This is a genomic window from Niallia taxi, assembly GCF_032818155.1.
GTDB classification, from domain to species: domain Bacteria; phylum Bacillota; class Bacilli; order Bacillales; family Cytobacillaceae; genus Niallia; species Niallia taxi_A.
Window position 1 is genome coordinate 1238022 of sequence record NZ_CP102589.1, and the last position, 22418, is coordinate 1260439.

28 protein-coding genes are annotated in these 22418 nt (G+C 38.0%); 14 read left to right on the forward strand and 14 right to left on the reverse strand.

All coding sequences use genetic code 11. The features are described 5' to 3' along the window. Entirely contained in the window at window positions 1-237 is a 237-nt protein-coding gene (locus tag NQZ71_RS05975) for a NifU family protein (RefSeq protein WP_127738008.1), read from the reverse strand. Between the two features lie 167 nt (window positions 238-404). Here NQZ71_RS05975 and NQZ71_RS05980 point away from each other — a divergent pair, with 167 nt between their 5' ends. Then, a complete protein-coding gene (locus NQZ71_RS05980; protein WP_260055229.1) occupies window positions 405-731 on the forward strand; it encodes a YuzD family protein in 327 nt (108 codons plus the stop codon). Between the two features lie 194 nt (window positions 732-925). Here the strand turns inward: NQZ71_RS05980 and NQZ71_RS05985 are convergent, their stop codons facing one another. Beyond that, window positions 926-1990, reverse strand: coding sequence for an NAD(P)/FAD-dependent oxidoreductase (locus NQZ71_RS05985; protein ID WP_317011507.1), 1065 nt, complete (start codon window positions 1988-1990; stop codon window positions 926-928). 215 nt (window positions 1991-2205) lie between these two features. Between NQZ71_RS05985 and NQZ71_RS05990 the strand changes: the two genes are divergently transcribed. After that, entirely contained in the window at window positions 2206-2445 is a 240-nt protein-coding gene (locus NQZ71_RS05990; RefSeq protein ID WP_127738006.1) for a YuzB family protein, read from the forward strand. Between the two features lie 41 nt (window positions 2446-2486). Here NQZ71_RS05990 and NQZ71_RS05995 read toward each other — a convergent pair whose 3' ends face one another. Next, window positions 2487-3167: a DUF2225 domain-containing protein gene (locus tag NQZ71_RS05995; RefSeq protein WP_317011509.1), complete on the reverse strand. Its 681-nt coding sequence runs from the start codon at window positions 3165-3167 to the stop codon at window positions 2487-2489. A 227-nt stretch (window positions 3168-3394) separates the two neighbouring features. Here NQZ71_RS05995 and NQZ71_RS06000 point away from each other — a divergent pair, with 227 nt between their 5' ends. Then, entirely contained in the window at window positions 3395-3760 is a 366-nt protein-coding gene (locus NQZ71_RS06000; protein ID WP_144453529.1) for a HesB/IscA family protein, read from the forward strand. A 41-nt stretch (window positions 3761-3801) separates the two neighbouring features. Here NQZ71_RS06000 and NQZ71_RS06005 read toward each other — a convergent pair whose 3' ends face one another. After that, a complete protein-coding gene (locus tag NQZ71_RS06005) occupies window positions 3802-4800 on the reverse strand; it encodes an NAD(P)/FAD-dependent oxidoreductase (protein WP_144453527.1) in 999 nt (332 codons plus the stop codon). A 331-nt stretch (window positions 4801-5131) separates the two neighbouring features. On the opposite strand from NQZ71_RS06005, the gene NQZ71_RS06010 reads away from it, so the two are divergent. Continuing rightward, a complete protein-coding gene (locus NQZ71_RS06010; RefSeq protein ID WP_144453525.1) occupies window positions 5132-5824 on the forward strand; it encodes a 3D domain-containing protein in 693 nt (230 codons plus the stop codon). 38 nt (window positions 5825-5862) lie between these two features. Here NQZ71_RS06010 and NQZ71_RS06015 read toward each other — a convergent pair whose 3' ends face one another. Next, a complete protein-coding gene (locus NQZ71_RS06015) occupies window positions 5863-6339 on the reverse strand; it encodes a divergent PAP2 family protein (protein WP_144453523.1) in 477 nt (158 codons plus the stop codon). A gap of 292 nt (window positions 6340-6631) precedes the next feature. Here NQZ71_RS06015 and NQZ71_RS06020 point away from each other — a divergent pair, with 292 nt between their 5' ends. Next, on the forward strand, window positions 6632-8134 hold the full coding sequence (locus tag NQZ71_RS06020; protein WP_317011511.1) for a leucyl aminopeptidase: 1503 nt from the start codon (window positions 6632-6634) through the stop codon (window positions 8132-8134). Between the two features lie 50 nt (window positions 8135-8184). Here the strand turns inward: NQZ71_RS06020 and NQZ71_RS06025 are convergent, their stop codons facing one another. From NQZ71_RS06025 to NQZ71_RS06035, 3 genes are read right to left on the reverse strand one after another with little or no spacing between them, the layout of a single operon-like run. Beyond that, window positions 8185-9219 (reverse strand): alpha/beta fold hydrolase, encoded by a 1035-nt coding sequence (locus tag NQZ71_RS06025; protein ID WP_275009258.1) that lies wholly within the window; start codon window positions 9217-9219, stop codon window positions 8185-8187. A gap of 2 nt (window positions 9220-9221) precedes the next feature. Continuing rightward, window positions 9222-9740 carry a DUF3450 domain-containing protein gene (locus NQZ71_RS06030; RefSeq protein WP_144453517.1) on the reverse strand — a complete coding sequence of 173 codons (519 nt, stop codon included), beginning with the start codon at window positions 9738-9740 and terminating at the stop codon, window positions 9222-9224. A 56-nt stretch (window positions 9741-9796) separates the two neighbouring features. Then, window positions 9797-10564 (reverse strand): SDR family oxidoreductase, encoded by a 768-nt coding sequence (locus tag NQZ71_RS06035; RefSeq protein ID WP_260055223.1) that lies wholly within the window; start codon window positions 10562-10564, stop codon window positions 9797-9799. Window positions 10565-10772: 208 nt separating this feature from the next. Here NQZ71_RS06035 and NQZ71_RS06040 point away from each other — a divergent pair, with 208 nt between their 5' ends. After that, window positions 10773-10970 (forward strand): hypothetical protein, encoded by a 198-nt coding sequence (locus NQZ71_RS06040; RefSeq protein WP_127737996.1) that lies wholly within the window; start codon window positions 10773-10775, stop codon window positions 10968-10970. A 41-nt stretch (window positions 10971-11011) separates the two neighbouring features. Here the strand turns inward: NQZ71_RS06040 and NQZ71_RS06045 are convergent, their stop codons facing one another. Then, complete coding sequence (locus tag NQZ71_RS06045; protein WP_317011512.1) at window positions 11012-11392, reverse strand: YuzC family spore coat inner layer protein; 381 nt, start codon at window positions 11390-11392, stop codon at window positions 11012-11014. 150 nt (window positions 11393-11542) lie between these two features. Further along, on the reverse strand, window positions 11543-11722 hold the full coding sequence (locus NQZ71_RS06050) for an asparagine synthase (RefSeq protein WP_127737994.1): 180 nt from the start codon (window positions 11720-11722) through the stop codon (window positions 11543-11545). 315 nt (window positions 11723-12037) lie between these two features. Here NQZ71_RS06050 and NQZ71_RS06055 point away from each other — a divergent pair, with 315 nt between their 5' ends. Further along, window positions 12038-12592 (forward strand): DUF5366 family protein, encoded by a 555-nt coding sequence (locus NQZ71_RS06055; RefSeq protein ID WP_144453511.1) that lies wholly within the window; start codon window positions 12038-12040, stop codon window positions 12590-12592. A 130-nt stretch (window positions 12593-12722) separates the two neighbouring features. Here NQZ71_RS06055 and NQZ71_RS06060 read toward each other — a convergent pair whose 3' ends face one another. Continuing rightward, on the reverse strand, window positions 12723-14582 hold the full coding sequence (locus tag NQZ71_RS06060; protein ID WP_317011514.1) for a transglycosylase domain-containing protein: 1860 nt from the start codon (window positions 14580-14582) through the stop codon (window positions 12723-12725). Between the two features lie 219 nt (window positions 14583-14801). Between NQZ71_RS06060 and kapD the strand changes: the two genes are divergently transcribed. Then, window positions 14802-15422, forward strand: a complete 621-nt coding sequence (kapD, locus tag NQZ71_RS06065; protein ID WP_144453508.1) for a 3'-5' exonuclease KapD — start codon at window positions 14802-14804, stop codon at window positions 15420-15422. 75 nt (window positions 15423-15497) lie between these two features. On the opposite strand, the gene NQZ71_RS06070 is transcribed toward kapD, so the two are convergent. Continuing rightward, window positions 15498-15890 (reverse strand): kinase-associated lipoprotein KapB, encoded by a 393-nt coding sequence (locus tag NQZ71_RS06070; RefSeq protein WP_317011515.1) that lies wholly within the window; start codon window positions 15888-15890, stop codon window positions 15498-15500. A 133-nt stretch (window positions 15891-16023) separates the two neighbouring features. Here NQZ71_RS06070 and NQZ71_RS06075 point away from each other — a divergent pair, with 133 nt between their 5' ends. Then, complete coding sequence (locus tag NQZ71_RS06075) at window positions 16024-16536, forward strand: superoxide dismutase family protein (protein WP_144453504.1); 513 nt, start codon at window positions 16024-16026, stop codon at window positions 16534-16536. A 57-nt stretch (window positions 16537-16593) separates the two neighbouring features. Here NQZ71_RS06075 and NQZ71_RS06080 read toward each other — a convergent pair whose 3' ends face one another. After that, window positions 16594-17850 carry an Nramp family divalent metal transporter gene (locus NQZ71_RS06080; protein ID WP_225314795.1) on the reverse strand — a complete coding sequence of 419 codons (1257 nt, stop codon included), beginning with the start codon at window positions 17848-17850 and terminating at the stop codon, window positions 16594-16596. A 259-nt stretch (window positions 17851-18109) separates the two neighbouring features. On the opposite strand from NQZ71_RS06080, the gene NQZ71_RS06085 reads away from it, so the two are divergent. The 4 genes from NQZ71_RS06085 (at window position 18110) to yugI (ending at window position 20698) form a co-directional block, all read left to right on the forward strand. After that, the gene (locus NQZ71_RS06085; protein ID WP_144453500.1) at window positions 18110-18370 is read left to right on the forward strand and encodes a DUF1871 family protein; all 261 of its coding nucleotides are present in this window, start codon (window positions 18110-18112) and stop codon (window positions 18368-18370) included. Window positions 18371-18412: 42 nt separating this feature from the next. Continuing rightward, entirely contained in the window at window positions 18413-18913 is a 501-nt protein-coding gene (locus NQZ71_RS06090) for an Lrp/AsnC family transcriptional regulator (RefSeq protein ID WP_127737986.1), read from the forward strand. Beyond that, window positions 18913-20085 (forward strand): aminotransferase, encoded by a 1173-nt coding sequence (locus tag NQZ71_RS06095; RefSeq protein ID WP_127737985.1) that lies wholly within the window; start codon window positions 18913-18915, stop codon window positions 20083-20085. The genes NQZ71_RS06090 and NQZ71_RS06095 overlap by 1 nt, the downstream gene beginning before the upstream one ends. Window positions 20086-20287: 202 nt before the next feature. Continuing rightward, a complete protein-coding gene (yugI, locus tag NQZ71_RS06100) occupies window positions 20288-20698 on the forward strand; it encodes a S1 domain-containing post-transcriptional regulator GSP13 (protein ID WP_127737984.1) in 411 nt (136 codons plus the stop codon). Window positions 20699-20739: 41 nt separating this feature from the next. Here yugI and NQZ71_RS06105 read toward each other — a convergent pair whose 3' ends face one another. Beyond that, a complete protein-coding gene (locus NQZ71_RS06105; RefSeq protein WP_127737983.1) occupies window positions 20740-20973 on the reverse strand; it encodes a DUF378 domain-containing protein in 234 nt (77 codons plus the stop codon). 246 nt (window positions 20974-21219) lie between these two features. Between NQZ71_RS06105 and NQZ71_RS06110 the strand changes: the two genes are divergently transcribed. Continuing rightward, window positions 21220-22383 carry an iron-containing alcohol dehydrogenase gene (locus NQZ71_RS06110; RefSeq protein WP_317011516.1) on the forward strand — a complete coding sequence of 388 codons (1164 nt, stop codon included), beginning with the start codon at window positions 21220-21222 and terminating at the stop codon, window positions 22381-22383. The last annotated feature ends 35 nt before the right edge of the window (window positions 22384-22418 follow it).

Sequence of the window (22418 nt, forward strand, 5' to 3'; positions counted from 1 at the left end):
TTAGAATACTTGCTCTACTTCATATACGCCTGGAACTTCTTCCAAAAGCGCACGCTCAATACCAGCTTTTAGTGTAATTGTCGAACTTGGGCAGCTTCCGCAAGCTCCTAGCAAACGAAGTTTAACGATACCGTCTTCTACATCTACCAATTCACAATCCCCACCATCTCTTAAAAGGAATGGGCGTAATTTATCTAATACTTCTTGTACTTGTTCTTTCATTTCTAATTCTGCCATTCATATCGACTCCTTTCCTATAATTTATTATAATCACATTAAAGAGAAAAATCTATTCTAGAAACACGAAAACATTAAACAATCAATTCCATTTTGCATTGTCTCTTTAAAGAGTGTAAATGTCAACACTGCAAAGCAGAAAACAAGCAGGAAAGAGAGGAAGATTAATGAAAAAAGAGCTCGAAGTCAGCATATACGGAGCAGAGCAAATCTGTGCCAGCTGTGTAAATCTCCCTTCTTCAAAGGATACATATGAGTGGCTGCAGGCTGCCATAAGCAGAAAATTCCCTGATCAAAGCTTTAAAATTCATTATTATGATATTTTCCAAGCAAATTACGATGAAGAAAAAAATGCATTTTGCCATAGAGTCATTGAAGAGGATTTATTTTATCCAGTTGTAGTAATTGAGAATGAAATAATTGGTGAAGGAAATCCAAAGCTAAAGCGTATCTATGAGGAATTTGAGAAGTACGGCTATTTTAGCTCCCAGTAATTAAAGCGGGGAGGAGTCAGATTGTAAGGCCAGGTTAGATTGTGAGAACTTCCCTTCATTCTGGGTGACAAAGCAGCAAAAATACCTGAACTATTACGCTGGAAGTTAGCGTAATAGTTCAGGTAAGTTTAGACCGAATAATAATGTCTATCAGCATAATTATCGTTTTGTCCATTTTTTATAGACAGAGTGTATTAGCTTTTTTTTTTATTTTTGTCCTTCCACAAAATACTATGCTTTAAAATTCTTGGAATTCGACCAGTTAAGGCAGTGTTAGCAACAAGCCCAAAACCGTGTTTTTTCCCAAGCGAGCCTAATATTCCCTTTAATTTTATTGGTGGTAAGGAGGGCGGCTTTGCTCCTTTCCAACGGGCAATAAGAACTGCTGCGACTTGCTCCGCCTGTTTTTCTGCCAGCTGTGCACTCGGCGGCAGATTAAGGCTGGCACAGTCTCCAACCACAAATATCTTGTCATCAGCAGGCAAGTGATGAAGGTCTGTTAACAATATGCGACCTTTTTTATCCTTCGCGACTGTCAGGTCAGCAACAATCTTGCTTGGCATGACACCAGCAGTCCAGACAATGCAATCAAAGGGGAGTGGTTCTTCCTTATTAAATACAGTATTTTCTTCAATTAATGTTATATTTGAGTTTTTGTGAAGATCTACATGGTGGTCCTCAAACCACTTTTCTACATAAGCGCTCACCTTTGGCGGATAGGAGGAAAGAATGGTGCTTCCTCGATCAAACAAGGTAATATTCAGGTCTGGCCTGTTTTCTGCTAATTCTGAAGCGAGTTCTACACCACTTAACCCACCTCCGATAATTGCCACTTTTGCTCCAGCTGCCAAGTTATTAAGCTCTGTATACGTTTTTTGTGTCTTGCTTTTTGTTTGAATGCTATGTGTAAACTCAGCGGCTCCCGTTATACCATGAAAATTATCTTCACAGCCTAAGCCAATAACTAAATCATCATATTCAATACTTTCTCCATTAACTAGGTTCACTGCATTTACTGATCTGTCAATACTGGCTACTTCTGCATTTAGAATGGATACTTGGGGATGCTTTGGAAAGGGGACCCTAATATGCTCATCTGAAACGGTTCCTGCTGCAAGAGCATAGAATTCTGTTTTCAAAAAATGGTAAGGGGCTTTATCGATAAGGATGACCATTATATTATATGGTAGATTAGAAATCAGTCGGGATAGAAGCGTCATACCACCATAGCCGCCGCCGAGAATAATTAGTTTTTTCATATAACCTCCCCATTAGTACGTATTATGTTTGTATTTGAACAAAGGTCTGCATGTAACAGGGCATGCTTGCTTCCAATTTTAGTTGTCATTCTTTAAGAGTATATTATGAGGAATAGGCAGTTTATTCTTAAATGAACAAGAAATAAGAAACATAGTAATGCTTGATAAATAAAACAAAAAAAGTTAGTATATGTTTTATTGAAGAGGTGATTAAATTGTTTAAACCGATTATTGAATTTTGTTTAAGCAATCTAGCATCCGGTTCAGAGGAGGCAAAGCTGCTCTTAGAACAGGATGATAAACTGGATGTTATAGATTATGGCTGTTTAGGCATGTGCGGACAATGCGGAGAAGCATTATTTGCATTGGTGGATGGAGAAATAGTAACAGGTGAAACATCTAAGGAGCTTGTAGAAAATGTGTACAAGCATATTGAAGAAAATCCGATGTTTTAAATATAGTAAGCATAAAAGGCAGGCTTAGAATCGCCTGCCTTTTATGCTTGTTGTAATTCTCTAATTTTATGCCAGCCATCTTTTGCTAGACTGATAATTTTTGTCTCAACCGTTCTGCTTTGCTGTTCTATTACCTTTGAAAAGTATTTGACAGCTTGCTCTATTTTTTGCGTTCTTCTGGAAAGCTCACCAGCTAAGTATAGCGTTTTCAATTCAGATACTTGTGTACCAAGAAAATCTCCAGTAGAGTAAGAAAGTTCATATTGTGTTAGTGCGAGCTGCATAAAGCGTGTTTCCTCATTTCTATCCTCCAGCAATCGATAAAGCCATGCCAGTCGTATGTATAGCCCTGCAATCGCTATATGTCTGTCGTTTCTCAATATACCTGCATAGGCAGCAAGCTTGTACGTTTTGATACTGTCACCTATTGTCCTGGTCTCCCCGAAGTTTTGCGGCACCCAGTTGCTCGAGATGTTTTTAATAAGAATGGCTTTTTCTGCTTCCTTTAAACGAATTTCTGCTTCGTCTGAATAGGCAAATCCGCATAGTGGACAAACATTAACATAATACAAAGTTGGATTATGCTCTTCATAAAATGGAAAAAAGTCAGAATCAAAGCCTTTCGCTTTAATGAATCTAGAGCGCATTTTTTTTGTTGTAAAATGGGCAGTACATAAAGGACATATGCACTTTTTGTCATAAAGAGGTCCAATGGTCGTCATTTTCTCATACCTCTCGTAAAAAAATAGTTATATTATACTATCATTATACATGTTTTTGAGATTAAATACCTATTTTGAATTTGTATTTTTTGAAAAAAAACATGACCTTTCGATTAAAGGTATTGCAATTAATTGGTATGCTTTTAGCGAGTTGCACAAGTTGAGTAGTTGTGTTTTGAGGTATATAATATAGAGAAAGGCTAATTAACGAAATGGAGGATATATTCATGACAGAAGAAGTATTGCATATAACGGAAGCGGCAGCATTACAAATAAAAGAAATGATGAAGGAAAATGAGGAAGAAGGCTCTTTCTTAAGAGTAGCGATTAAAGGTGGAGGCTGCAGCGGCTTATCTTATGGTATGGGCTTCGCACCAGAAAAAGAAGATAATGACTACTTGACAGAACAGCACGGCATACAAGTTATTGTTGATAATAACGATACAGCCATCTTAAAAGGAACAAAAATTGATTTCAAACAATCCTTAATGGGCGGCGGTTTCACAATCGATAATCCAAACGCAATTGCATCTTGCGGATGCGGTTCATCCTTCCGCACAGCAGTAAATGCAGGTACTCCAGAAGAGTGCTAAAATATTTAAAGCCTTTTCCGAAATTCGGAAAAGGCTTTTTCTTATTCATCCTTAAACATAGATGTACTGTGAAGCGGCTGTACTCTTGCTTTTGGATCAAGATATGATTTTGCGTTGTTTACCGCAGTTGGTGCTTCGCCAAAGCCAGATGCAATCAACTTAACTTTGCCGTCATATGTGCAGATGTCGCCAGCTGCATATATTCCTGGAATATTTGTTTCCATCTTGCTGTTAACTACAATAGAGTTCTTTTCAATTGCCAAGTCCCACTGTTTAATTGGTCCAAGTGAAGAAACAAATCCGTAGTTGACGATAACTGCATCAACATCAATCACTTCTTTTTCTTGTGTTTGCACATTTTCAAGCACAACTTGTTTAATTGCTTCTTCTCCAATAAGCTCTGAAGGAATATAAGGAGTTTTAATTTGCACACTTGAGTTCTTCAAGTTTTCGACACTGTGTTCGTGTGCACGGAATTTATCTCTTCTGTGTGCAAGGTATACAGTGTCAGCAATAGGCTCAAGCATCATTGCCCAGTCTACCGCCGAATCTCCGCCGCCAAATACCATTACTTTTTTGCCTGCAAATTGATTTAGGTCATTGATGAAGTAATGCAGGTTTTTGCCTTCGAAATTCTTTGCTTGCTCTAATTCAAGCTTCCGCGGTTGAAAAGCGCCGTTTCCAGCAGTGATAACCACAGTTTTAGTGAAGTGAACTTCTTTGTCTGTAGTTAATTTAAACACACCGTCAGCCTGTTTTTCCAAGCCTTGAACAGATTGCTCTAGTACAATTGCCTGCTCAAACTTATCCATTTGTGCCTGTAGGTTATCAACAAGCTCTTGTGCACGGACTTTCGGGAAGCCGGCAATGTCGTATATATATTTTTCAGGATAAAGTGCAGTAAGCTGTCCGCCTAAATGAGGAAGACTTTCGATGATTTTTACGGTAGCTTGTCTCATACCTCCGTAAAACGCAGTAAACATCCCTACTGGCCCACCGCCAATAACCGTTATGTCATAAATTGTTTGGTCCTCTTTCAATGAAGATACCCTCCTACATAAAGTTAAAATTCTAATCAATATCATATCATAATTGATATTATTTCTCACTTTTTTGATTTTATATCTTCTCTTAAAATATGTAAAACATTCAATAAATGCTTATAAATAGAGCATATACAGGGAACTATGCGAGTAAGCTGCAAGCTTTAATAGCCAGCATAAACGCTAAAAATATGCTTTATTCCAGAAATAAACCGTATTTTTATAACAATTTTTGTTAATTTACTAGGAAAAAAGCTTCTCTTTTAAACTATTTGTGAATAATTGTCTCTATTTTGGGAAATGAATAGTTTTGGAGGAGTTGAATTATATGACAAATAAAAAAATTCTTAGAAGGGTCGGAATGACCTTCCTTTTCGTTGCAGCACTATTAACAACATTTCAATCCATTTCAGGCGTTCAAGCAAGTTCATTCCATCTTTCAAATAATGAGGAAACAAAAGAAGATAACTATCTCAACCATACATTTAAACAAATTGGCGTTGGTTTCAAAAACTTGAAGGAAGCCTTTGCTGATACGACGCAAATATCTTCTAGCACAGAGGTGGAAGGAAACCCGCCATTGCTTGAAGATAGAGATTGGTCTCAATACCAAAAAAGGCAAGTTGTGGCTACGGGCTATACAGCTGGTTATGAATCGACAGGAAAAAATCCTAATCATCCGTCATTTGGCATTACATACTCTGGAGTGAAAGTAAAAAGAGATTTATACAGCACAATTGCTGCTGACATAAGTGTTTTCCCGATTGGAACAGTGCTTTTTATTCCTGACTATGGTTTTGGGGTAGTAGCAGATACTGGATCTGCGATAAAAGGAAACAAGCTTGACTTATATTATGAAACAGTCGATGATGTCTACAATCAATGGGGCAAGAAAACAGTTGACGTATACGTAGTTGAAATGGGTAAAGGAAAATTGACAGAGGATACCTTAACAGCCTTTAATGAAGCAAAGGCTATGCAGGTTTTCCGTTCGCAATATACTAGTGCTGAAAGTAAATAAAAAAAAAGCTCCACAAGAAAATCTTGTGGAGCTTTTTTTTATCGAAAGATTAAATCAAGTAGAAGTGTCAGTGCAATTCCGGTAAGACCTCCAAAGAAAACTTCAATCGGTTTATGTCCAAGAAGCTCCTTCAGCTGTTTTCTTTTCTGCTGCTCAGGTTTTTGCTGCCAGTCCTTTGCATCCTCCACAAATTTATTAAAATCATTCACAAGTTGATTAAGAACAATAGCTTGTTCTCCAGCTTGCCTTCTTACCCCTGTTGCATCAAACATAGTGATGATTGCGAAGATAGCAGAAACTGCGAAAATCGGAGAATCAGCACCAGTTTCTAAGGCTACCCCTGTGGATAGTGCCGTTACTGCAGCCGAATGAGAACTAGGCATTCCTCCTGTACTTGTTAGCAGCGACCAATCAATTTTTTTTGTAACAAAAAAAGTAATAGGAACCTTTACGAATTGAGCGAAGAAAATTGCTGCAAGACTTGCTAAAAAAGGAAAGTTAATAAGCAGTTCCAAAAAAAATCACCTCAAGGTTATGTATTTCTATAAAATAAAACATTACCCTTATTGCAGCAAATTAATCTTTTCATTAAGTAATACTTGTCATCACTATAATAAAAGACCGCAATTATGGAAATAGTGTTAATTGAAAGAAAATCACTTTATTACTATTATAACATAACCAAAATGATGAAGTTCTACTTAAAAAAAGCAATTTTCTGATAGTGAAAAACTAATTAGCTATACGAAATATCTAACGGTCCGCTATAATAGAGAATGGATTAGAAGAATGGAGGAATTAATAGGAATGTTTACATTAAAACAAGAATGGAATTTTACAGATAAATTAGAATGTATAGTAGTCGGATTGTTTGAGAAATCTATTAAACTGGAAGGCCAATTAGCCGAATTGGACGAAGCCTTTGGCGGTGAGCTGACAAATTTATTGAAGGAAAGCGACCTTTCCGCAAAGAAAAAACAAATACATATCGTTCATACGTTTGGTAAGGTTGGTGCCAAAAGAATCATTTTTGCAGGATTGGGAAAACAAAAGGAGTTGTCCTTTCATGATTTGCAAGAAGTTTACGGTGCTGTTTTTCAAGAGTTATCGAAATGGAAGTATCAACAAGCTGCCGTTCTGTTGAACTCTTTTAGTAATGATGCCCTTGACTCGCTTGATGCTGCACATGCATTAGCAGAAGCATTTGCATTGTCTACATATGAATATACAGGCTATAAGCAAAAATCAAATGAGCCAGAAAAGAAGATAGAAGAAATCATTCTATACAGTGAAACAGATGAGGAAGAAGTTCGTGCTGCTGCAAATGTAGGCTATACATATGGAAACGGAACAAATTCGGCAAGAACACTTGTTAATTTGCCAGGTAATATGCTGACTGCAACGGATATGGCTGCATATGCAGAAAAGCTCGGTGGAAAATATGGATTTGAAGTCGAAATACTTGAGAAAGAGGATATGCTTAAGCTTGGCATGGGAGCAATTCTTGCTGTAAACCAAGGCTCGACAGAACCTCCTAAGATGATTGTTCTTAAATATCAAGGAAAAGAAGAATGGACAGATGTTATCGGTCTTGTCGGGAAAGGAATTACCTTTGACACTGGTGGCTATTCGATCAAAACGAAGGACGGCATTGTCGGAATGAAGACAGATATGGGCGGTGCTGCAGCAGTGCTTGGCGCAATGGAGATTGTCGGAGAGCTTAAGCCAGAACAGAACGTTGTGGCTGTTATTGCTTCAACAGACAATATGATAAGCGGATCTGCCTTTAAACCGGATGATGTTATTACATCTATGAGTGGAAAAACAATTGAAGTGTTGAACACCGATGCTGAGGGCCGATTAGTGCTGGCAGATGCTGTTACTTATGCGAAGCATCATGGCGCAAACTATCTTGTTGATGTTGCGACATTAACAGGTGGTGTCATTGTTGCACTTGGGATGGAAACGACAGGTGCAATGACGAATGATGAATTGCTGTTTGAACAAGTACTTGAGGCATCGTATGAAGCCAGAGAACCTATCTGGAGATTGCCGATTTTTGAAAGCCATAAAAAAAGAGTAAGAAATAGTCCAGTGGCAGACTTAAATAATTCTCCTGGGAGAGAAGGACATGCTATTGTTGCGGGTGCTTTTATTGGAGAATTTGCAGAAGGCACACCATGGGTACATTTGGATATTGCAGGTACATCCTATACGAGTAAAAACTCAGAGCTGCAAAAAGCGGGTGCTACAGGCGTCATGACAAGAACGTTAGCTTTATTGGTCGAAAGATTTGGCCAAGAAGATTAACAAAAAAGAAGCTGTGCACATAAGGCACAGCTTCTTTTTATTCAAGGGGATTAATAAGAGTCCGCTCCATTTATCTCTATGCAATGGTTATAAAGCCATTCTTCCATTGGATAAGGCATGTTTTTGTTAGCAACTAACGATGCATGACCACCTTCAAACAAAACGAATGTCTTATCCTCACTACCAACGACGTCCATGATAGGCTCACATAGGGTGCTTGGGACAAGTGGATCATATTTAGTGGAAAAAACCAGCAGGTTACAAGTAATATTTCTAAAGTCAACAGGCTCTCCGTTAATTTCCAAGCCGCCTTCCACGATTTTGTTATCACGGATATAGTCATTCATAAGCTGCTTGAATGCCTTGCCCGGAAGCGGGATATGATCAAGGGTCCATTTGTTCATTCTCAGCCATTTCTCACGGTATTTTGGGTCATCGACTCTGTGCAGCAATGCCAAATAGTGGCTGTAGGACACAGGTGCAGCAATCATTCTAGTTCCATATTTAATAAAGTCCGGAGGAACCATGGAAATGGCATCAGTAAATTCCTCCATTTCTATTTCGCCGTTGCGGAGTGCTTTAAGCCATTTATCATACATAGGGAAACTAGAAAAATCAATTGGTGATACAGCTAATATAAGATTTTTTATCTTTGCCTTCGTAACTGCCGCAAAAACGGCTGCAAGTGTTCCACCGAGGCAAAAGCCAATGACCGTCATTTCATCTGTGCCAGCATGGCGCAGTGCGCGCTGGTAGCCCTTATCAATATACTTTGTAATATAGTCATCAATTGATGTGTCGCGATCTTCAAAGCCAGGAATGCCAAAGTCAATTAAATAAGTGTCATATCCAGCATTTGTAAAGGACTCAATCAAACTGATTGATGGAGCCAAGTCTAAAATATATGCCTTATTAACAATAGAATAAATAAGGAAAATCGGTTCCTTGAATTTTTTTTGTGGAGCTGGATAATACCAAAGGGTTGTTTTGTTTTTCTTCCAAATAGGGTATTTTTCGGAGAGGCCGACTGGTATATCTTCCTCCGTAATTGCCCCAAAAAATTTGGAAAATCGTTTAATTACCATAATTAATTCACCTTATAAGGGTCGTCAGAGGATGCTTCTGTCAAATAAAACTGTTCCTTTTGCTCGGCCATTTTCTGTTTAACATCCAGCATTTCTTTTTGAAGGGATGCTATTTCTTCCTCTTGTTTGGCGATTTCCCCACTTAAAATAAGCGAAACCGGTTCAGAATTTGTTTCATCGCTAGAAGCAATCTTTTCAACAAGCTTCTTCATCTCTTGCAGCATTCTTGTCATTTCATAAATCTGGTCATCAATATTATCAATTTTTTCTTCTGATTGAATAATTAGCTGTGTAGCATTCGATAAATCCGTTTTTGTTGGGAAATTCAAAATGGTAGCCGTCTGTTCTGTATATTTTTGAACTGTTTTAATTTTTTTGGCAAGCGCTTTTGGTTGTGATTTAGCTAATTCAATTAAGGAATAATTATTGAGCTGATTTTGAATCATATTGTTGATTTGGAATTGAAGGAAAGTTCCTCCTCGCTTCAGTAAATCATACACATCTAAGGTAACCTGACCCATAAAAAACATCCTTTCTTTATTGTTCATTATTTTTTTTATTACTTGCTAAGCTACTCTTAAAGCATGGATGACATGCCGCCATCTATGGCAATTGTCTGTCCGGTAATATAGTCAGAACCAGAACCTGCTAATAAAAGTGTCAGTCCTCTTAAATCTTTCGAATCACCAGCCCTATGTGCAGGTATCTTCATCAAAAGCTGTTTTTCGTGTTTCTCTAAGACAGATGTTATCTTTGTTGGGAAAAAGCCAGGCGCTATTGCATTCACTTGAATATTATAAGGAGCGAGCTTAACTGCCAGTTCTTTTGTTAATGTGATAATGGCACCCTTGCTTGTGTTATAAGCAATGGCGTCTAAAAAGAGTGGGTGTGTGCCGAATAAAGCAGTTACGGAGGAGATATTGATAATTTTCCCTGACTTTTGCTGAAGCATTTTTTTGGCAGCGGCTTGTGAAAATAAGAACGCTCCCTTTACATTAACATCCATGACTTTGTCCCATTTATCCTCAGGATAATCTAATGTAGGAGCTATCCAGGAAGTTCCGCTATTATTAATAAGGATATCAATCGAGCCAAACTGTTCCTCGGTTTTTACAATTACTTCTTCTATTTCCTTTTGATTTGCTACATCACAAGCAAGTGCGATTGCTTGAATTCCCTTTTCTTTAAGAAATTCTACTGTTTCACTGCAATTTTCAAGCTTTCTCGAACAAATAACAATATTGGCACCAGCTTCTCCTAAGCATGCAGCCATTTCCTTTCCTAACCCTCTTCCACCACCTGTTACGATAGCCGTCTTTCCTGTAAGATCGAATAACTCATTCATCTATATGATTATCCTCCTGTAGTTAAAGATTTCCCTATAGTATAAACAAGCAGTGGGTGAAAGGTGCTTAAAATAATGAATTCCCCCAAGCCTATAACTTAGGGGAATTTCCTTATGTAAGGCTGGTGCCCAGTCCAAAAAAGGGACAGATGCATATGTAATAGAGTAAGGATAAATAGAACACAATGAAGAGGAGGCAATGCAACATATGTATGGATATAGACATCCTCATGACTCGAGAATATTTTTTGGCGCACCGTTAGTTGGTGGTTTAATAGGCGGATTAGTTGGTGGAGCAGTAGGCGGAGCTTTAGTAAGACCAAGACCTTATTTTTATGGACCACCAGTCCCGTATGGTCCGGTTCCTTATGGCCCTGGCCCGTACGGACCATACCCTTATTATTAAGCAGTTATCTCCCGCATAAATGTATGCGGGTTTTTTCTTTTTTAAATCTCGCTCCAGCGCAGCTTTAACGTTAAATAACAGCAAGGAGGAGCATTTTTATTATCAAAATCCAATGTAATTCCGTCAGGGTTATATTTTACCTTTGGGAGATGTGTAATTCCGCTTGTTCGCAGTAATTCGTTAACAGCATTGGTATTGGAGGATTGTGCTGCTTGCATAATCCGTCTTGCATAATCCTTTGATTGAAATCTTGTCATAAGAGTCCTTGCATCTGTTAGCAATATCAAGCTATTTTGAGCGCTCTTCACAAACTGGTCTGGCTTTACTTCTGGCAGCTGGCGAAATGGATATGGGTAGTACAAATATGGGTGAATAGGTATTGGTGAAAAGGGGTAACAGCGATGAGAATGTTGTCTATACATAATATTCACTCCAATCACTTTTAAGTAGTGGATATTTAATCGTATTCTTCCCCTGTTTTTCATATGAACAATTTAAGCACTTTTCTATACTTTGGAGAAATAAAAAAGCATTAGGCGAAAAAACTACATTTCGCACTAATGCTTGGAATTTTACTTATTACGGTGCTCCACTAAATCAATGGCTCCTAATACAATATGTGCCAAGCCAAAGCCGAACACAGTATTAGAAATCATGGAATCGATTCTGCGATTTTGTTTCATTACAATACCAGCTGTTGTTACTGCAGTACCTAAAACAGTTGGAATTAAGCCTTCACGAATATTTTCCATTTAGTTTCACCCCGGTTCAAGTTTGTCCGTAACAGGACAATAATAATATGCTCTTCTTTATATCTTGTTAGCCTTGTAATTTGTTGGTACATATTACAATAAAGTTTATTTGCTGTTGTTCGAATCATTTTGATGCAAACGGAGAGAGCTTAATCCTTCAAAAAAAGTAGGAGGTATAAATGTTTTCATTAGGAAAAAAATAGAAGTGAGGGCAATCGCTTTTCTATAGAGTTTTGCACAATAATGACTTTTTTACTACAATAAACACAGTGTGGTTAAGATAATGTTTAGTATAAGGAGATAAAAAGGGAATAGATGAATACTTATTTGACAAGTTACTTTCCGCTTTTTTCAATAAGTTTTTTTAGTTTATCATTTGCTATCCGTATTCAATCAAGTATTATTGATGTTTTTAAGAGGCTGGGAATGTATGAAGGACTGCTAGAGTTTTTTTCAGAAACAGGGATAAGGCTCGCATTATTGCTGTTTTTTTGTGTTTTTATTTTTATGGCCTTATCTGCACTGAAACTTATTGCAGATACTTTGAATGGATTATCGTTATTATTTTTTTCGATTGATTCAAAAGGTGATAGCTTGATTAAGACAAGGAAAGGAAGCTTAATCTATTTTTGCGGAAGCATTCTGTCTCTTTTTGGTGTTTACAGCTATGCACTTTTGCTTGGTATTTTTGTTGTGACAACGCTTGTTTATTTCGTCTATTTTGTCAATTCAGCGAGCAGTAGCCTCAGTTTTAGTGGCATTGTATTTTATATCTTTTTTCAAGTATTGACATGGGCTGTCATGATAACCGGATTCATTTTGTTATGTATTAAGCTTTACAATGCTATTATTGGAAGCCTGCCCATTTAAGATGGATATACTGATACAGAAAGGGCTTCGGTGCTTAGTGCGCCGAAGCCTTTCTGCGTTCTAAACAATAACCTTTATTCATTGCTGTCCATTTTATTCTTAAACCCATATATCCAGGAACAAATAATTTTTATGGCATCATTATCTTTTTCCAAATGGACAAATGTGGTGCTTTGCTTTCGATGCTCTTCAGATTTGTTGGTGTATCGTTTCCTACCCAGACGCCGACGGTGATATCCTTGGATAATCCGACCATCCAGTAGTCTTTATAATCATTAGTAGTACCTGTTTTGCCTCCGAGATAAGCAGAAGAAAAGCTTGCCTTTTTGGCTGTTCCGGCAGTGACTGTTTTTTTGAGCAGTGCTCTCATTTTGTCGTTTGTGTCTGAATTCCAAACAGCTTCTTCTTGTTCATCCCATTTATATAGCAGTTTACCGTCAAGATCTGTAACAGAGGTAATAGCATGAGAGCTTTCAAAGTTGCCGTCATTACCAAAAACCGTGTAAGCATTTGTTAACTCTAATGGTGACATTCCTGTCGTGAATCCGCCGATTGCAGAGGACAAATGAACATCCTTTTCTGTGACCTTCTTAAATGGAAAATGAGCTAAATAGCCAAATGCAGTCTCTAATCCAATTTCATCAACAAGCCTGACAGCAGGCGTATTATAGGAGTGAATAAAAGCCTGCTCTAATGTCACATTGCCATATCCTCGTCCACTGTAATTTTGCGGACAATAGCCATCCTTACAAAAATCGTCTGCATTCACAAGACTCGAGATATTCTTGCCTGTTTCCTGAAGATAAGGTCCGTACACAAGCAGTGGCTTAATGGCAGATCCAGGCTGACGATATGCCTGATAACTTCTGTTAAATTCATATTTTTGATACTTTTTTCCGCCAGCAAGTGCGCTGATTGTATGGCTGTTATGGTTGATGACAGCAGCAGCTCCATCTGCATCTATGGAGCTAAGTGAGCTTTTAACAGCATTGACAGCTTTATCCTGCAGCTTGCGATCTAATCCCGTTTGAATAACAATCCCTTGCTCAAGAACATTTTGGACCTCTGCATCAAGTTTTTTGCTAAGTATCTCTGTTTCCTGTTCATCTGCATGTTTTATTTTTTCTGCATAGCCTGTTTTTACGGAAACAAGTGCTCTTAATTCATCCTCTACATATGTGACATAATCAGGATAAAGATCTGTTTTCTTTTGAAGGCGGAGCGTGATTTTTTCTTGGGACATTTGCTCTGATTCCTTTGCGGAAATCTTACCTTCCTTCTTCATTAACTGTATCAAGCGAGCTTGTCTTTTTTTCGTTTGCTCAAAATGAGTAATTGGATCATAGATTGTTGGGTTGTTAGGTATGCTTGCCAAAAAAGTAAGCTCTGCTTTTGACAGGTCGCTGGCCTTGCTGCTGAAATAATAATTTGCTGCTGCTTCTAGGCCATATATGTTATTAGCAAAATAAACGGCATTAATATATTGTGTCAGGATTTCTTCCTTTGTCCATTTTCTTTCTAATTCGTAGGCATAAAGCAGTTCCTTCAGTTTTCGGTTGTATGTCTTGTCGTAGGACTGAAACATATTCCTTGCTAGCTGTTGTGTGATAGTACTTCCGCCTTGTTCGATTGAATCTGATTCTGCATTAGTCAGTATAGCTCTTCCGATAGCAGGAAGGTCAAACCCGACATGGTCATAAAAATGTTGATCCTCAGATAATATAAACAAGTTCCTCACATATTGGGGGATTTCTTCTTTTGGCACAATTTTTCTATTTCCTGTAGAAGGGGTGATTTCCGAAATGATTTTCCCGTCATTATCGGTTATATAGCTTGATTGAGCAAGCTTCATGGAAGCCAGCGGAATACTGTCATCTAAAAATTTATGAAAGCTTACGTATTTCTTTTTTTCTACTGTTGTCATATAAAGGACAGCAACTAAACTAAACAGCATTAAAAGTGTAAAGATAATTCCGAGTTTTCTTCTCATTTCTTTTCCCTCATTATCAAGATGTTAATAAAAGCATAAAGGATTTTTTGCATGTATGCATGAAGTATTTTGCAAAAAAACAGGATAAAATATTATCATTTAAGGTAATAAAAAAATAAATAGAAAATTTTAAAGCTTCGTGAATATTCTGTTATAATAGAAGAAAAGGCTTTTATAAAATTTAGTCGACCGGATATTCTGAAGAAAGAAGGTGAAAAGATGGAGAAACAGCAACAGCATTTATTTATAGACTTTGAATTTACAATGCCAGAAAGAAACACTAAATATAAAGGGTTTCAGCCGGAAATTATTGAAGTCGGCATCGTTGCTGTCGTAAATGACAAGATAAGAGAAACCTTTTCTGCCTATGTGGCTCCTAATAAATTTCCCATTCTTTCAGAGCGATGTAAGTCCTTCTTACATATTACTCAGGAGCAAGTCGATAACGGAATTACATTCTTAGGCTTGCTGGAAAAAATCACGGAGATGGGCAGTGGCTACTCGAATACTGTGGTAACATGGGGCAATATGGACATGAAGGTACTTAAAAACAATTGCAGCATGGCAGGGGCGGCATTTCCTCAATTCTGTAGTGAAGTGGATCTGTCCATGGAGTACAAAAGGTTTTTTGGAGACCAAAATCAGACAGGGCTGTGGAAAGCAGTGCGAGAATATGGCAGTGAAGGGACAGGAAAACACCATCGAGCATTGGATGATGCCCTTACAACCTTTGATATATTTAAATTCGTCGAAAAAGACAAAAGGTATTTAGGAAATACAGAAACGACGACAATCGGTGATTTGATTGATTTATCCCAATTTTATAATAAATTTGCGTAAAAAAAAGGATTGACAGCTAAGTTTAACTAGTTGCCACCCTTTTATTTTTTTGCTGTTTTTTTAGAATGTCAGCCATTAGGCATTTTTGTATACGCGGTTATACTCCGTTTCAAGTATTTCAAGATTTTTTAAGCTTTTTTCCGCAAATGCTGAATTGTCCTCCGTAAGTTCTGTTCGCATTTTATCAACAGCTTGTAAAAGAGATGTCCTGTACTCAGGTATTTCCCCTTCATATGGTTTTACCATTGGCTTAGGTGTGTTCATTTGCTCTCTGAATGAAAGTGCCTTCCTTTCATGAAAAAAGACGCCCTCTGCCTGCTTTGGGTTATGTAAATCACCTTGCATAGGGTGCTTAAGCACTGCCAATACTCGAACCAAATAGCTATTGCTGCGAATATCTGTAATTTCACCGATGTATTTTCCTGTTTTATAAATGGCTGTAACCTTATTACCAACTGCAAAATCCATTTCATACGCCTCCTAGTACAATCTTTCTTAAATAGTACCATATCCACTAGTTATGTTAGAAATAGAAGAACCGGCATAATTTGCTTATTTCTACAAATAATACTCCTATTATCGATATTGGAGGAGTTCGTAAATGAAAAAAATCATGCCTATGATAGCGGCACTTCTTATTATTGCAGGTTGTGCGTCAGGAGATGTATCTAAGGTAGATGTAGAAATGTTTAATGATGTCGGCGATTCCTTAGGTACAATCAATATAGAGGAGCAAACATCAGGGGTGATGCTCACGGTTAATTTAAAGGGGCTAACACCTGGAGTGCATGGTATTCACATTCATGAAATAGGAAAATGTGAGGCTCCTGAGTTTCAGAGCGCTGGTAATCACTTAAATCCTGAGGACAAAGAGCATGGCTTGCTTCAGCCGAAAGGAGCTCATGCAGGGGACCTTCCCAATATTATTGTTGAGGCAGATGGTTCGGTAAAGGCAGAGCTAATGGCACCGCAGGTTACACTGCGAGATGCGAAAAATTCATTATTTACACCAAAGGGAACTTCTATCGTTATAACAGAACAAGCAGACGATGGAATGACACAGCCTGCTGGAGATTCTGGGAACAGAGTTTCGTGTGGAGAAATAAAAAAATAGCCAAAAAAAGCATGGAACTCATTGGTTCACATGCTTTTTTTGTAATTGTAGTAATCCTTAGAAAAAAGTATCGTAAAGCAAGAATAAGTTTAATAGCACGATAACTGTCGCAATAATCCAAGAGAGGACAGTTATTATCCTTGTATTTCGTAAACTGCCCATAATTCGTTTACTGCTAGTAAACATAATTAGTGGGATTAAAGCAAAGCCAATACCAAAGGACAGGATAACCTGGCTTAATACTAATGCTGAAGTTGGGTTAACCCCTGAAGCAATGATGATGATCGGCGGGATAATGGTAATCAGCCTTCTAACATAAATCGGAATTCGGAAATTGATGAAGCCCTGCATGATAACATCGCCAGACATTGTACCAACAGAAGAGCTGGACAAGCCTGCAATTAAAAGTCCTAAACCGAATAATATGGCAGATAACGGACTAACTAATTGCTCAAAATGCGTGAAGGCAACATCAAGATCATTAACAACAAAGCCATTTGCATGGAATAATGCACTTGCAACGATTAGCATAGCAGCATTGATAAAACCTGCAATCAACATGGCAATAAGGATATCAAAGAACTCAAAACGGAAGATCATTTTCTTTTCTTGGTCCGTTCTGCCGACAATTCGCTTTTGAGTTAAGGCAGAGTGTAAATAGATCGCATGTGGCATAACAGTTGCCCCAAGTATCCCTGCAGCAAGCAGTACACTGTCAGTACCTTTGAACTGTGGCGTAAATAAACCATGCATGACAGACTGTAAATCTGGTTTAGCAAAAAACATTTGTGCAATAAATGATAAGACAACGATGAACAGCATCGCTGTAATTCCAGCCTCAAGGGAGCGGTAGCCTCTTCTTTGCAGCTCCAATATAGCAAAGCTGCCGATTGCAGCAATGATGCTGGATTCAAGCATTGGGATGCCGAAAAGTAAATAAATACCTAGTGCAGCACCAATGAATTCGGCTAAATCGGTAGCGATAATGACTAGTTCACCTTGAATCCATAAGCCGATGCTTACGGGTTTAGGAAATTCCTCTCTTGCTACTTCGGCGAGGTTTTTTCCTGTAGCAATTCCTAACTTTGCAGATAATGATTGAATGATTAAGGCCATAATATTAGAAAACAAGATAACCCATAATAATAAATAACCGTATTGGGAGCCTGCAGCGATATTTGTAGCAAAATTACCTGGATCAATATAAGCAATGGCAGCGATAAAGGCAGGACCAAGAAACGGCAGAAACTTTTTAATTCCTTTAGGACCATTTAAAACAGAATCTACATGAGAAGCCTGTTTACTTCTTTCCACTTTGTTCACCTGATTTCTTTTGGTTTTTTCCTATACGATAAAATGTTTCCTTAGTGCAACTTTATCTTAGGATATTCCTCGTTTTCTATTTTGTCAATGATTGTGCAATAAAATGTATGAAGTAAATAATGGGGCTAATTGGTCTGTGCTGGTTCTAAAAATCCACAGCAAAAATTTAGCCCATTTTAATTGTAATCGTGTTAACGGCACATATTTTATGATAAAATATGGACAGCAAAATAGGAATAAAGGTGAAAGTATGGATAATCAAGAAGTGAACGTAGAGCTAGTAATGCTTTTGAATGAATGGGATCCCTTCAAAATCGGGGAGGGAAATTATGATACCGAAATTGCAGATTGTGTCTATGCTGTCCATAAAATCGACAATGTAGAGGAACTTGCAGTAAAAATTCAGGAGATATACGAGTTTTCCTTCGAAGAAACGATTCCGATGGAAAATTGTGTTTCTATTTCAGCAAAGCTATTGCTTACAAAGGAAAGCGGTTCTTGTGCCCTTTAATCAGGGGAAAATTTTTCACTCAAAAATTTTGGAGGGATATAAATGAAGTTGACAGAAAAAGAAATCGAAGTGGCAGAAATTTTAGAAAAAAACGCCCGTATTACAGATGAAGATATCTCTAAAATGATTGAGGAAGATTTGCAGACGACTAAAGAAATTGTAGCAAAATTGGAAGATATGAAAGTAGTTGTCCGCTATACGAGCATTGTGGACTGGTCGAAAGTGGAGGGTCATGAAGGCGTTACCGCAATGATCGATGTTAAGGTGACACCAAAGCGTGGAGTTGGCTTCGACGAGGTTGCACAAAGAATCTACCGCTTCAAAGAAGTGAAATCATTATACTTAATGTCAGGGACATACGATCTGTCTGTTATTATTGAAGGAAAATCAATGAACGATGTGGCTAGATTTGTGTCAGAAAAGCTGTCCACATTGGATTCAGTCTTGTCAACGACAACTCATTTTATCCTTAAGCAATACAAGCATGATGGGACAATTTTTGAACCGAATAATGATGATAAAAGGATAGTGGTGTCACCGTGATGAATCAGACAAAAAGCTATATTGCCGACAAAGTTGCGGAAATGAAGCCTTCGGGCATAAGGAGATTTTTTGATTTGGCATCCAACATGGAAGGAGTCATCTCACTTGGCGTTGGGGAGCCAGACTTTGTAACATCATGGTCTGCAAGGGAAGCCGCTATTCTCTCCTTGGAGCAAGGCTATACTTCCTATACGGCAAATCCAGGTATGCTGGAGCTGAGAGAGGAAATATCCTCTTATATGAACAGAAGGTTTCATGTTGAGTATAATCCTAAATCAGAAATTATTGTAACAGTTGGTGCAAGTCAAGCAATTGATATTGCTTTAAGAGCAATCTTAAATCCAGATGAGGAAGTTATTGTGCTTGAGCCATGCTTTGTTGCCTATGCACCGCTCGTTACCTTGGCAGGAGGCAACCCCGTTCCTGTACAAACATTAAAGGAAAATGAATTTAAGGTACTTCCTGAACAGCTTGAAGCTGTAATAACAGCAAAAACAAAAGCAATCATGATTTGTTCGCCGAGCAATCCGACAGGCTCTCTTTTGTCTGCATCTGAATTAGAGGCAATCGCAAATGTTGCTAAAAAGCATGATTTACTGATAATTTCAGATGAGATTTATGCAGAGCTATGCTATGACGAGGAATACACTAGTATGGCTGCAATAAACGAAATGTGGGACAGAACGTTGCTCATTTCCGGTTTTTCCAAAGGATTTGCCATGACTGGTTGGAGACTTGGCTTTGTGTGTGCACCAGAGGAATTAACGCAGGCTATGCTTAAAATTCATCAATACAGTTTAATGTGTGCACCTACAATGGCACAGTTTGCTGGACTTGAGGCACTGAAATCTGGCAGCAATGATGTCGAGGATATGAGAAAAAGCTATCGCCGCAGACGAAATCTTGTTGTACAGTCATTAAACGATATGGGCTTAAGCTGTCATATTCCCGGCGGAGCATTCTATGCATTCCCTGACATTACAGCAACAGGATTAACATCAGAGCAATTTGCAGAGAAGCTATTAATGGAAGAAAAAGTAGCAGTCGTACCAGGAAATGTTTTCGGTGAGAGTGGAGAAGGCCATATTCGTTGTTCCTATGCATCCTCATTAGAACAACTGCAAGAAGCTTTGAAAAGAATGAAGGATTTTACAGATAGATACAGACAATAATGGTCCGTTCGTTAGAACGGTCCTTTTTTTGTTTGGAAATATTCTGCTAGCATTTATTAAGTAATATTTGTGAAAACTTTAAATGTCTTGATTAAAGCACAGCGATATAAAAATACTTTTTGTATTAACGTATCTTTTGTGATATAATTTTATAATGCATATTAAAGGAAAAATTAATATATAAAATACTAGGAGTGTTCTCATGTCAGATAAAATCGAAGTTGGAAGTGTATTAACAGGAAAGGTAACTGGAATTCAGCCATACGGCGCTTTCGTTTCTCTAGACGAAAACCAACAAGGGCTTGTTCATATTTCAGAAGTAACACATGGCTATGTTAAGGATATCAATGAATTCCTTAAAGTTGGCGACGAAGTTAAAGTGAAAGTTCTATCTGTTGATGGAAATGCAGGAAAAATCGGATTATCTATCCGTGCTACTGAAGAAGCACCGGCAGCTCCAGCAGATGCTGAAAAAACAAAAAAACCTCGCGCTAAGCGCCAAGCAGCTCCTGTTACTGTTGATGCAGACAGCAGCCAAGGCTTCAATACACTTAAAGACAAATTGCAAGAGTGGATTGACCAATCAAACCGCAGCGATTTAATTAAGAAGTAATAAAAAAAAAGCAGGATGCTCACGCATTCTGCTTTTTTTTGTTATTTAATTGATCTTGGTTCAGGTTCACGAGATACTTCGGCACTAGGCTTGAATAGGAGTCCTAAATTGATTAAGCCTGCAAGTCCAACCAATCCATAGATGATTCTAGATAATGCAGATTCTTGCCCGCCAAAAATGGCTGCTACTAAATCAAATTGAAAAAATCCAATTAGTCCCCAATTTATTGCTCCTATAATTGTCAACACTAATGCTGTTCTTTGAATACCACTCATGTTCATTTCCTCCTTGTATTGGATTCCTTATTATCTTTTGCAAAGCAATTGCATTTATGCATTGGCTATTCTGCATTTTTTCTTTTTTTTGGGTAAGATAATGTTTGGTAAGTAACTTGGCAATGTCAGTTCATTTCTTTTGATTTTCGAATTAATTTAGTAAATAATAAGTAGTGTCCTCCTGCTGATTTCTTCATTTTAGGAACAAAAGGAGCATTAATATTGATTATAGGAGGAAAAGTGAGCATGAATAATTTCACATTTTATAACCCGACAAAATTGATTTTTGGGAAGGGCCAATTATCGCAGCTCGCGGATCAGCTTGCTCCGTACGGAAATAAAATCCTTCTCGTTTATGGTGGAGGAAGCATTAAACGCAGCGGCCTTTATGACCAAGTTGTTGGCATCTTAAAAGAAAATAATAAAGAAGTGTTTGAACTGTCAGGAGTAGAGCCAAACCCTCGTTTAACAACTGTTCAAAGAGGTGTAGATATCTGTAAGACAGAAGGAATTGATTTTATTTTAGCTGTTGGCGGCGGAAGTGTTATTGATTGTACAAAAGCTATTTCTGTCGGCGCTAAATATGATGGAGATCCATGGGATATTGTGACAAGAAAAGCAATACCTACACAAGCAGTACCATTTGGAACAGTATTAACACTTGCTGCTACAGGCTCTGAGATGAACTCAGGTTCTGTTATTACTAATTGGGAAACACAAGAAAAGTATGGCTGGGGAAGCCCATTAACATTCCCTGTTTTCTCTATTCTTGATCCAGAGAATACATATACAGTGCCAAAAAACCAAACGATTTATGGAATTGTAGATATGATGTCACATGTTCTTGAGCATTATTTCCATTTAGAAGAGAACACACAATTCCAAGATTATATGTGTGAGTCTTTACTGAAGACCGTGATGGAAACAGGTCCTAAACTTGTTGAGGACTTGGAGAATTTTGAATATCGTTCAACAATCCTATATTCCGGCACAATGGCATTAAACGGCATGCTTAACATGGGTTACCAAGGAGATTGGGCAACACATAATATTGAGCATGCGGTGTCAGCTGTTTATGACATTCCGCACGGAGGAGGACTTGCCATTCTTTTCCCTAACTGGATGAAGCATAACCTGAGTGTGAAGCCTTCAAGATTCAAGCAGCTTGCTGTAAGAGTATTTGGAGTGGACCCAGAAGGTAAAACAGATGAGCAAGCTGGATTGGAAGGCATCGAAAAACTGAGAGAATTCTGGAACAGCATCGGTGCACCATCAACGCTTGCAGACTATGATATTGATGACAGCAAGCTTGAGCTAATGGTTGACAGAGCAATGGCAAGAGGAGAATTCGGACGCTTTAATTTATTGAAGGCAGAAGACGTTCGCGCTATATACAAAGCATCCCTGTAAGACTGCTTAGCTTCTATTGATCATAATATACTATT

What these genes read in the sequence shown, in the direction of transcription:
- NQZ71_RS06035 (WP_260055223.1), bottom strand. Translation starts at nt 10,564, where the DNA reads ATGAATGAGTTATTCGATCTTACAGGAAAGACGGCTATCGTAACAGGT.
- NQZ71_RS06095 (WP_127737985.1), top strand. Translation starts at nt 18,913, where the DNA reads ATGAATCAGACAAAAAGCTATATTGCCGACAAAGTTGCGGAAATGAAG.
- NQZ71_RS06085 (WP_144453500.1), top strand. Translation starts at nt 18,110, where the DNA reads ATGGATAATCAAGAAGTGAACGTAGAGCTAGTAATGCTTTTGAATGAA.
- yugI (WP_127737984.1), top strand. Translation starts at nt 20,288, where the DNA reads ATGTCAGATAAAATCGAAGTTGGAAGTGTATTAACAGGAAAGGTAACT.
- NQZ71_RS06070 (WP_317011515.1), bottom strand. Translation starts at nt 15,890, where the DNA reads ATGGATTTTGCAGTTGGTAATAAGGTTACAGCCATTTATAAAACAGGA.
- NQZ71_RS06090 (WP_127737986.1), top strand. Translation starts at nt 18,413, where the DNA reads ATGAAGTTGACAGAAAAAGAAATCGAAGTGGCAGAAATTTTAGAAAAA.
- NQZ71_RS06055 (WP_144453511.1), top strand. Translation starts at nt 12,038, where the DNA reads ATGAATACTTATTTGACAAGTTACTTTCCGCTTTTTTCAATAAGTTTT.
- NQZ71_RS06045 (WP_317011512.1), bottom strand. Translation starts at nt 11,392, where the DNA reads ATGTATAGACAACATTCTCATCGCTGTTACCCCTTTTCACCAATACCT.
- NQZ71_RS06050 (WP_127737994.1), bottom strand. Translation starts at nt 11,722, where the DNA reads ATGGAAAATATTCGTGAAGGCTTAATTCCAACTGTTTTAGGTACTGCA.
- NQZ71_RS05980 (WP_260055229.1), top strand. Translation starts at nt 405, where the DNA reads ATGAAAAAAGAGCTCGAAGTCAGCATATACGGAGCAGAGCAAATCTGT.
- kapD (WP_144453508.1), top strand. Translation starts at nt 14,802, where the DNA reads ATGGAGAAACAGCAACAGCATTTATTTATAGACTTTGAATTTACAATG.
- NQZ71_RS06105 (WP_127737983.1), bottom strand. Translation starts at nt 20,973, where the DNA reads ATGAGTGGTATTCAAAGAACAGCATTAGTGTTGACAATTATAGGAGCA.
- NQZ71_RS06020 (WP_317011511.1), top strand. Translation starts at nt 6,632, where the DNA reads ATGTTTACATTAAAACAAGAATGGAATTTTACAGATAAATTAGAATGT.
- NQZ71_RS05985 (WP_317011507.1), bottom strand. Translation starts at nt 1,990, where the DNA reads ATGAAAAAACTAATTATTCTCGGCGGCGGCTATGGTGGTATGACGCTT.
- NQZ71_RS06025 (WP_275009258.1), bottom strand. Translation starts at nt 9,219, where the DNA reads ATGGTAATTAAACGATTTTCCAAATTTTTTGGGGCAATTACGGAGGAA.
- NQZ71_RS06010 (WP_144453525.1), top strand. Translation starts at nt 5,132, where the DNA reads ATGACAAATAAAAAAATTCTTAGAAGGGTCGGAATGACCTTCCTTTTC.
- NQZ71_RS06060 (WP_317011514.1), bottom strand. Translation starts at nt 14,582, where the DNA reads ATGAGAAGAAAACTCGGAATTATCTTTACACTTTTAATGCTGTTTAGT.
- NQZ71_RS06075 (WP_144453504.1), top strand. Translation starts at nt 16,024, where the DNA reads ATGAAAAAAATCATGCCTATGATAGCGGCACTTCTTATTATTGCAGGT.
- NQZ71_RS06000 (WP_144453529.1), top strand. Translation starts at nt 3,395, where the DNA reads ATGACAGAAGAAGTATTGCATATAACGGAAGCGGCAGCATTACAAATA.
- NQZ71_RS06040 (WP_127737996.1), top strand. Translation starts at nt 10,773, where the DNA reads ATGTATGGATATAGACATCCTCATGACTCGAGAATATTTTTTGGCGCA.
- NQZ71_RS05975 (WP_127738008.1), bottom strand. Translation starts at nt 237, where the DNA reads ATGGCAGAATTAGAAATGAAAGAACAAGTACAAGAAGTATTAGATAAA.
- NQZ71_RS06110 (WP_317011516.1), top strand. Translation starts at nt 21,220, where the DNA reads ATGAATAATTTCACATTTTATAACCCGACAAAATTGATTTTTGGGAAG.
- NQZ71_RS05995 (WP_317011509.1), bottom strand. Translation starts at nt 3,167, where the DNA reads ATGACGACCATTGGACCTCTTTATGACAAAAAGTGCATATGTCCTTTA.
- NQZ71_RS06030 (WP_144453517.1), bottom strand. Translation starts at nt 9,740, where the DNA reads ATGGGTCAGGTTACCTTAGATGTGTATGATTTACTGAAGCGAGGAGGA.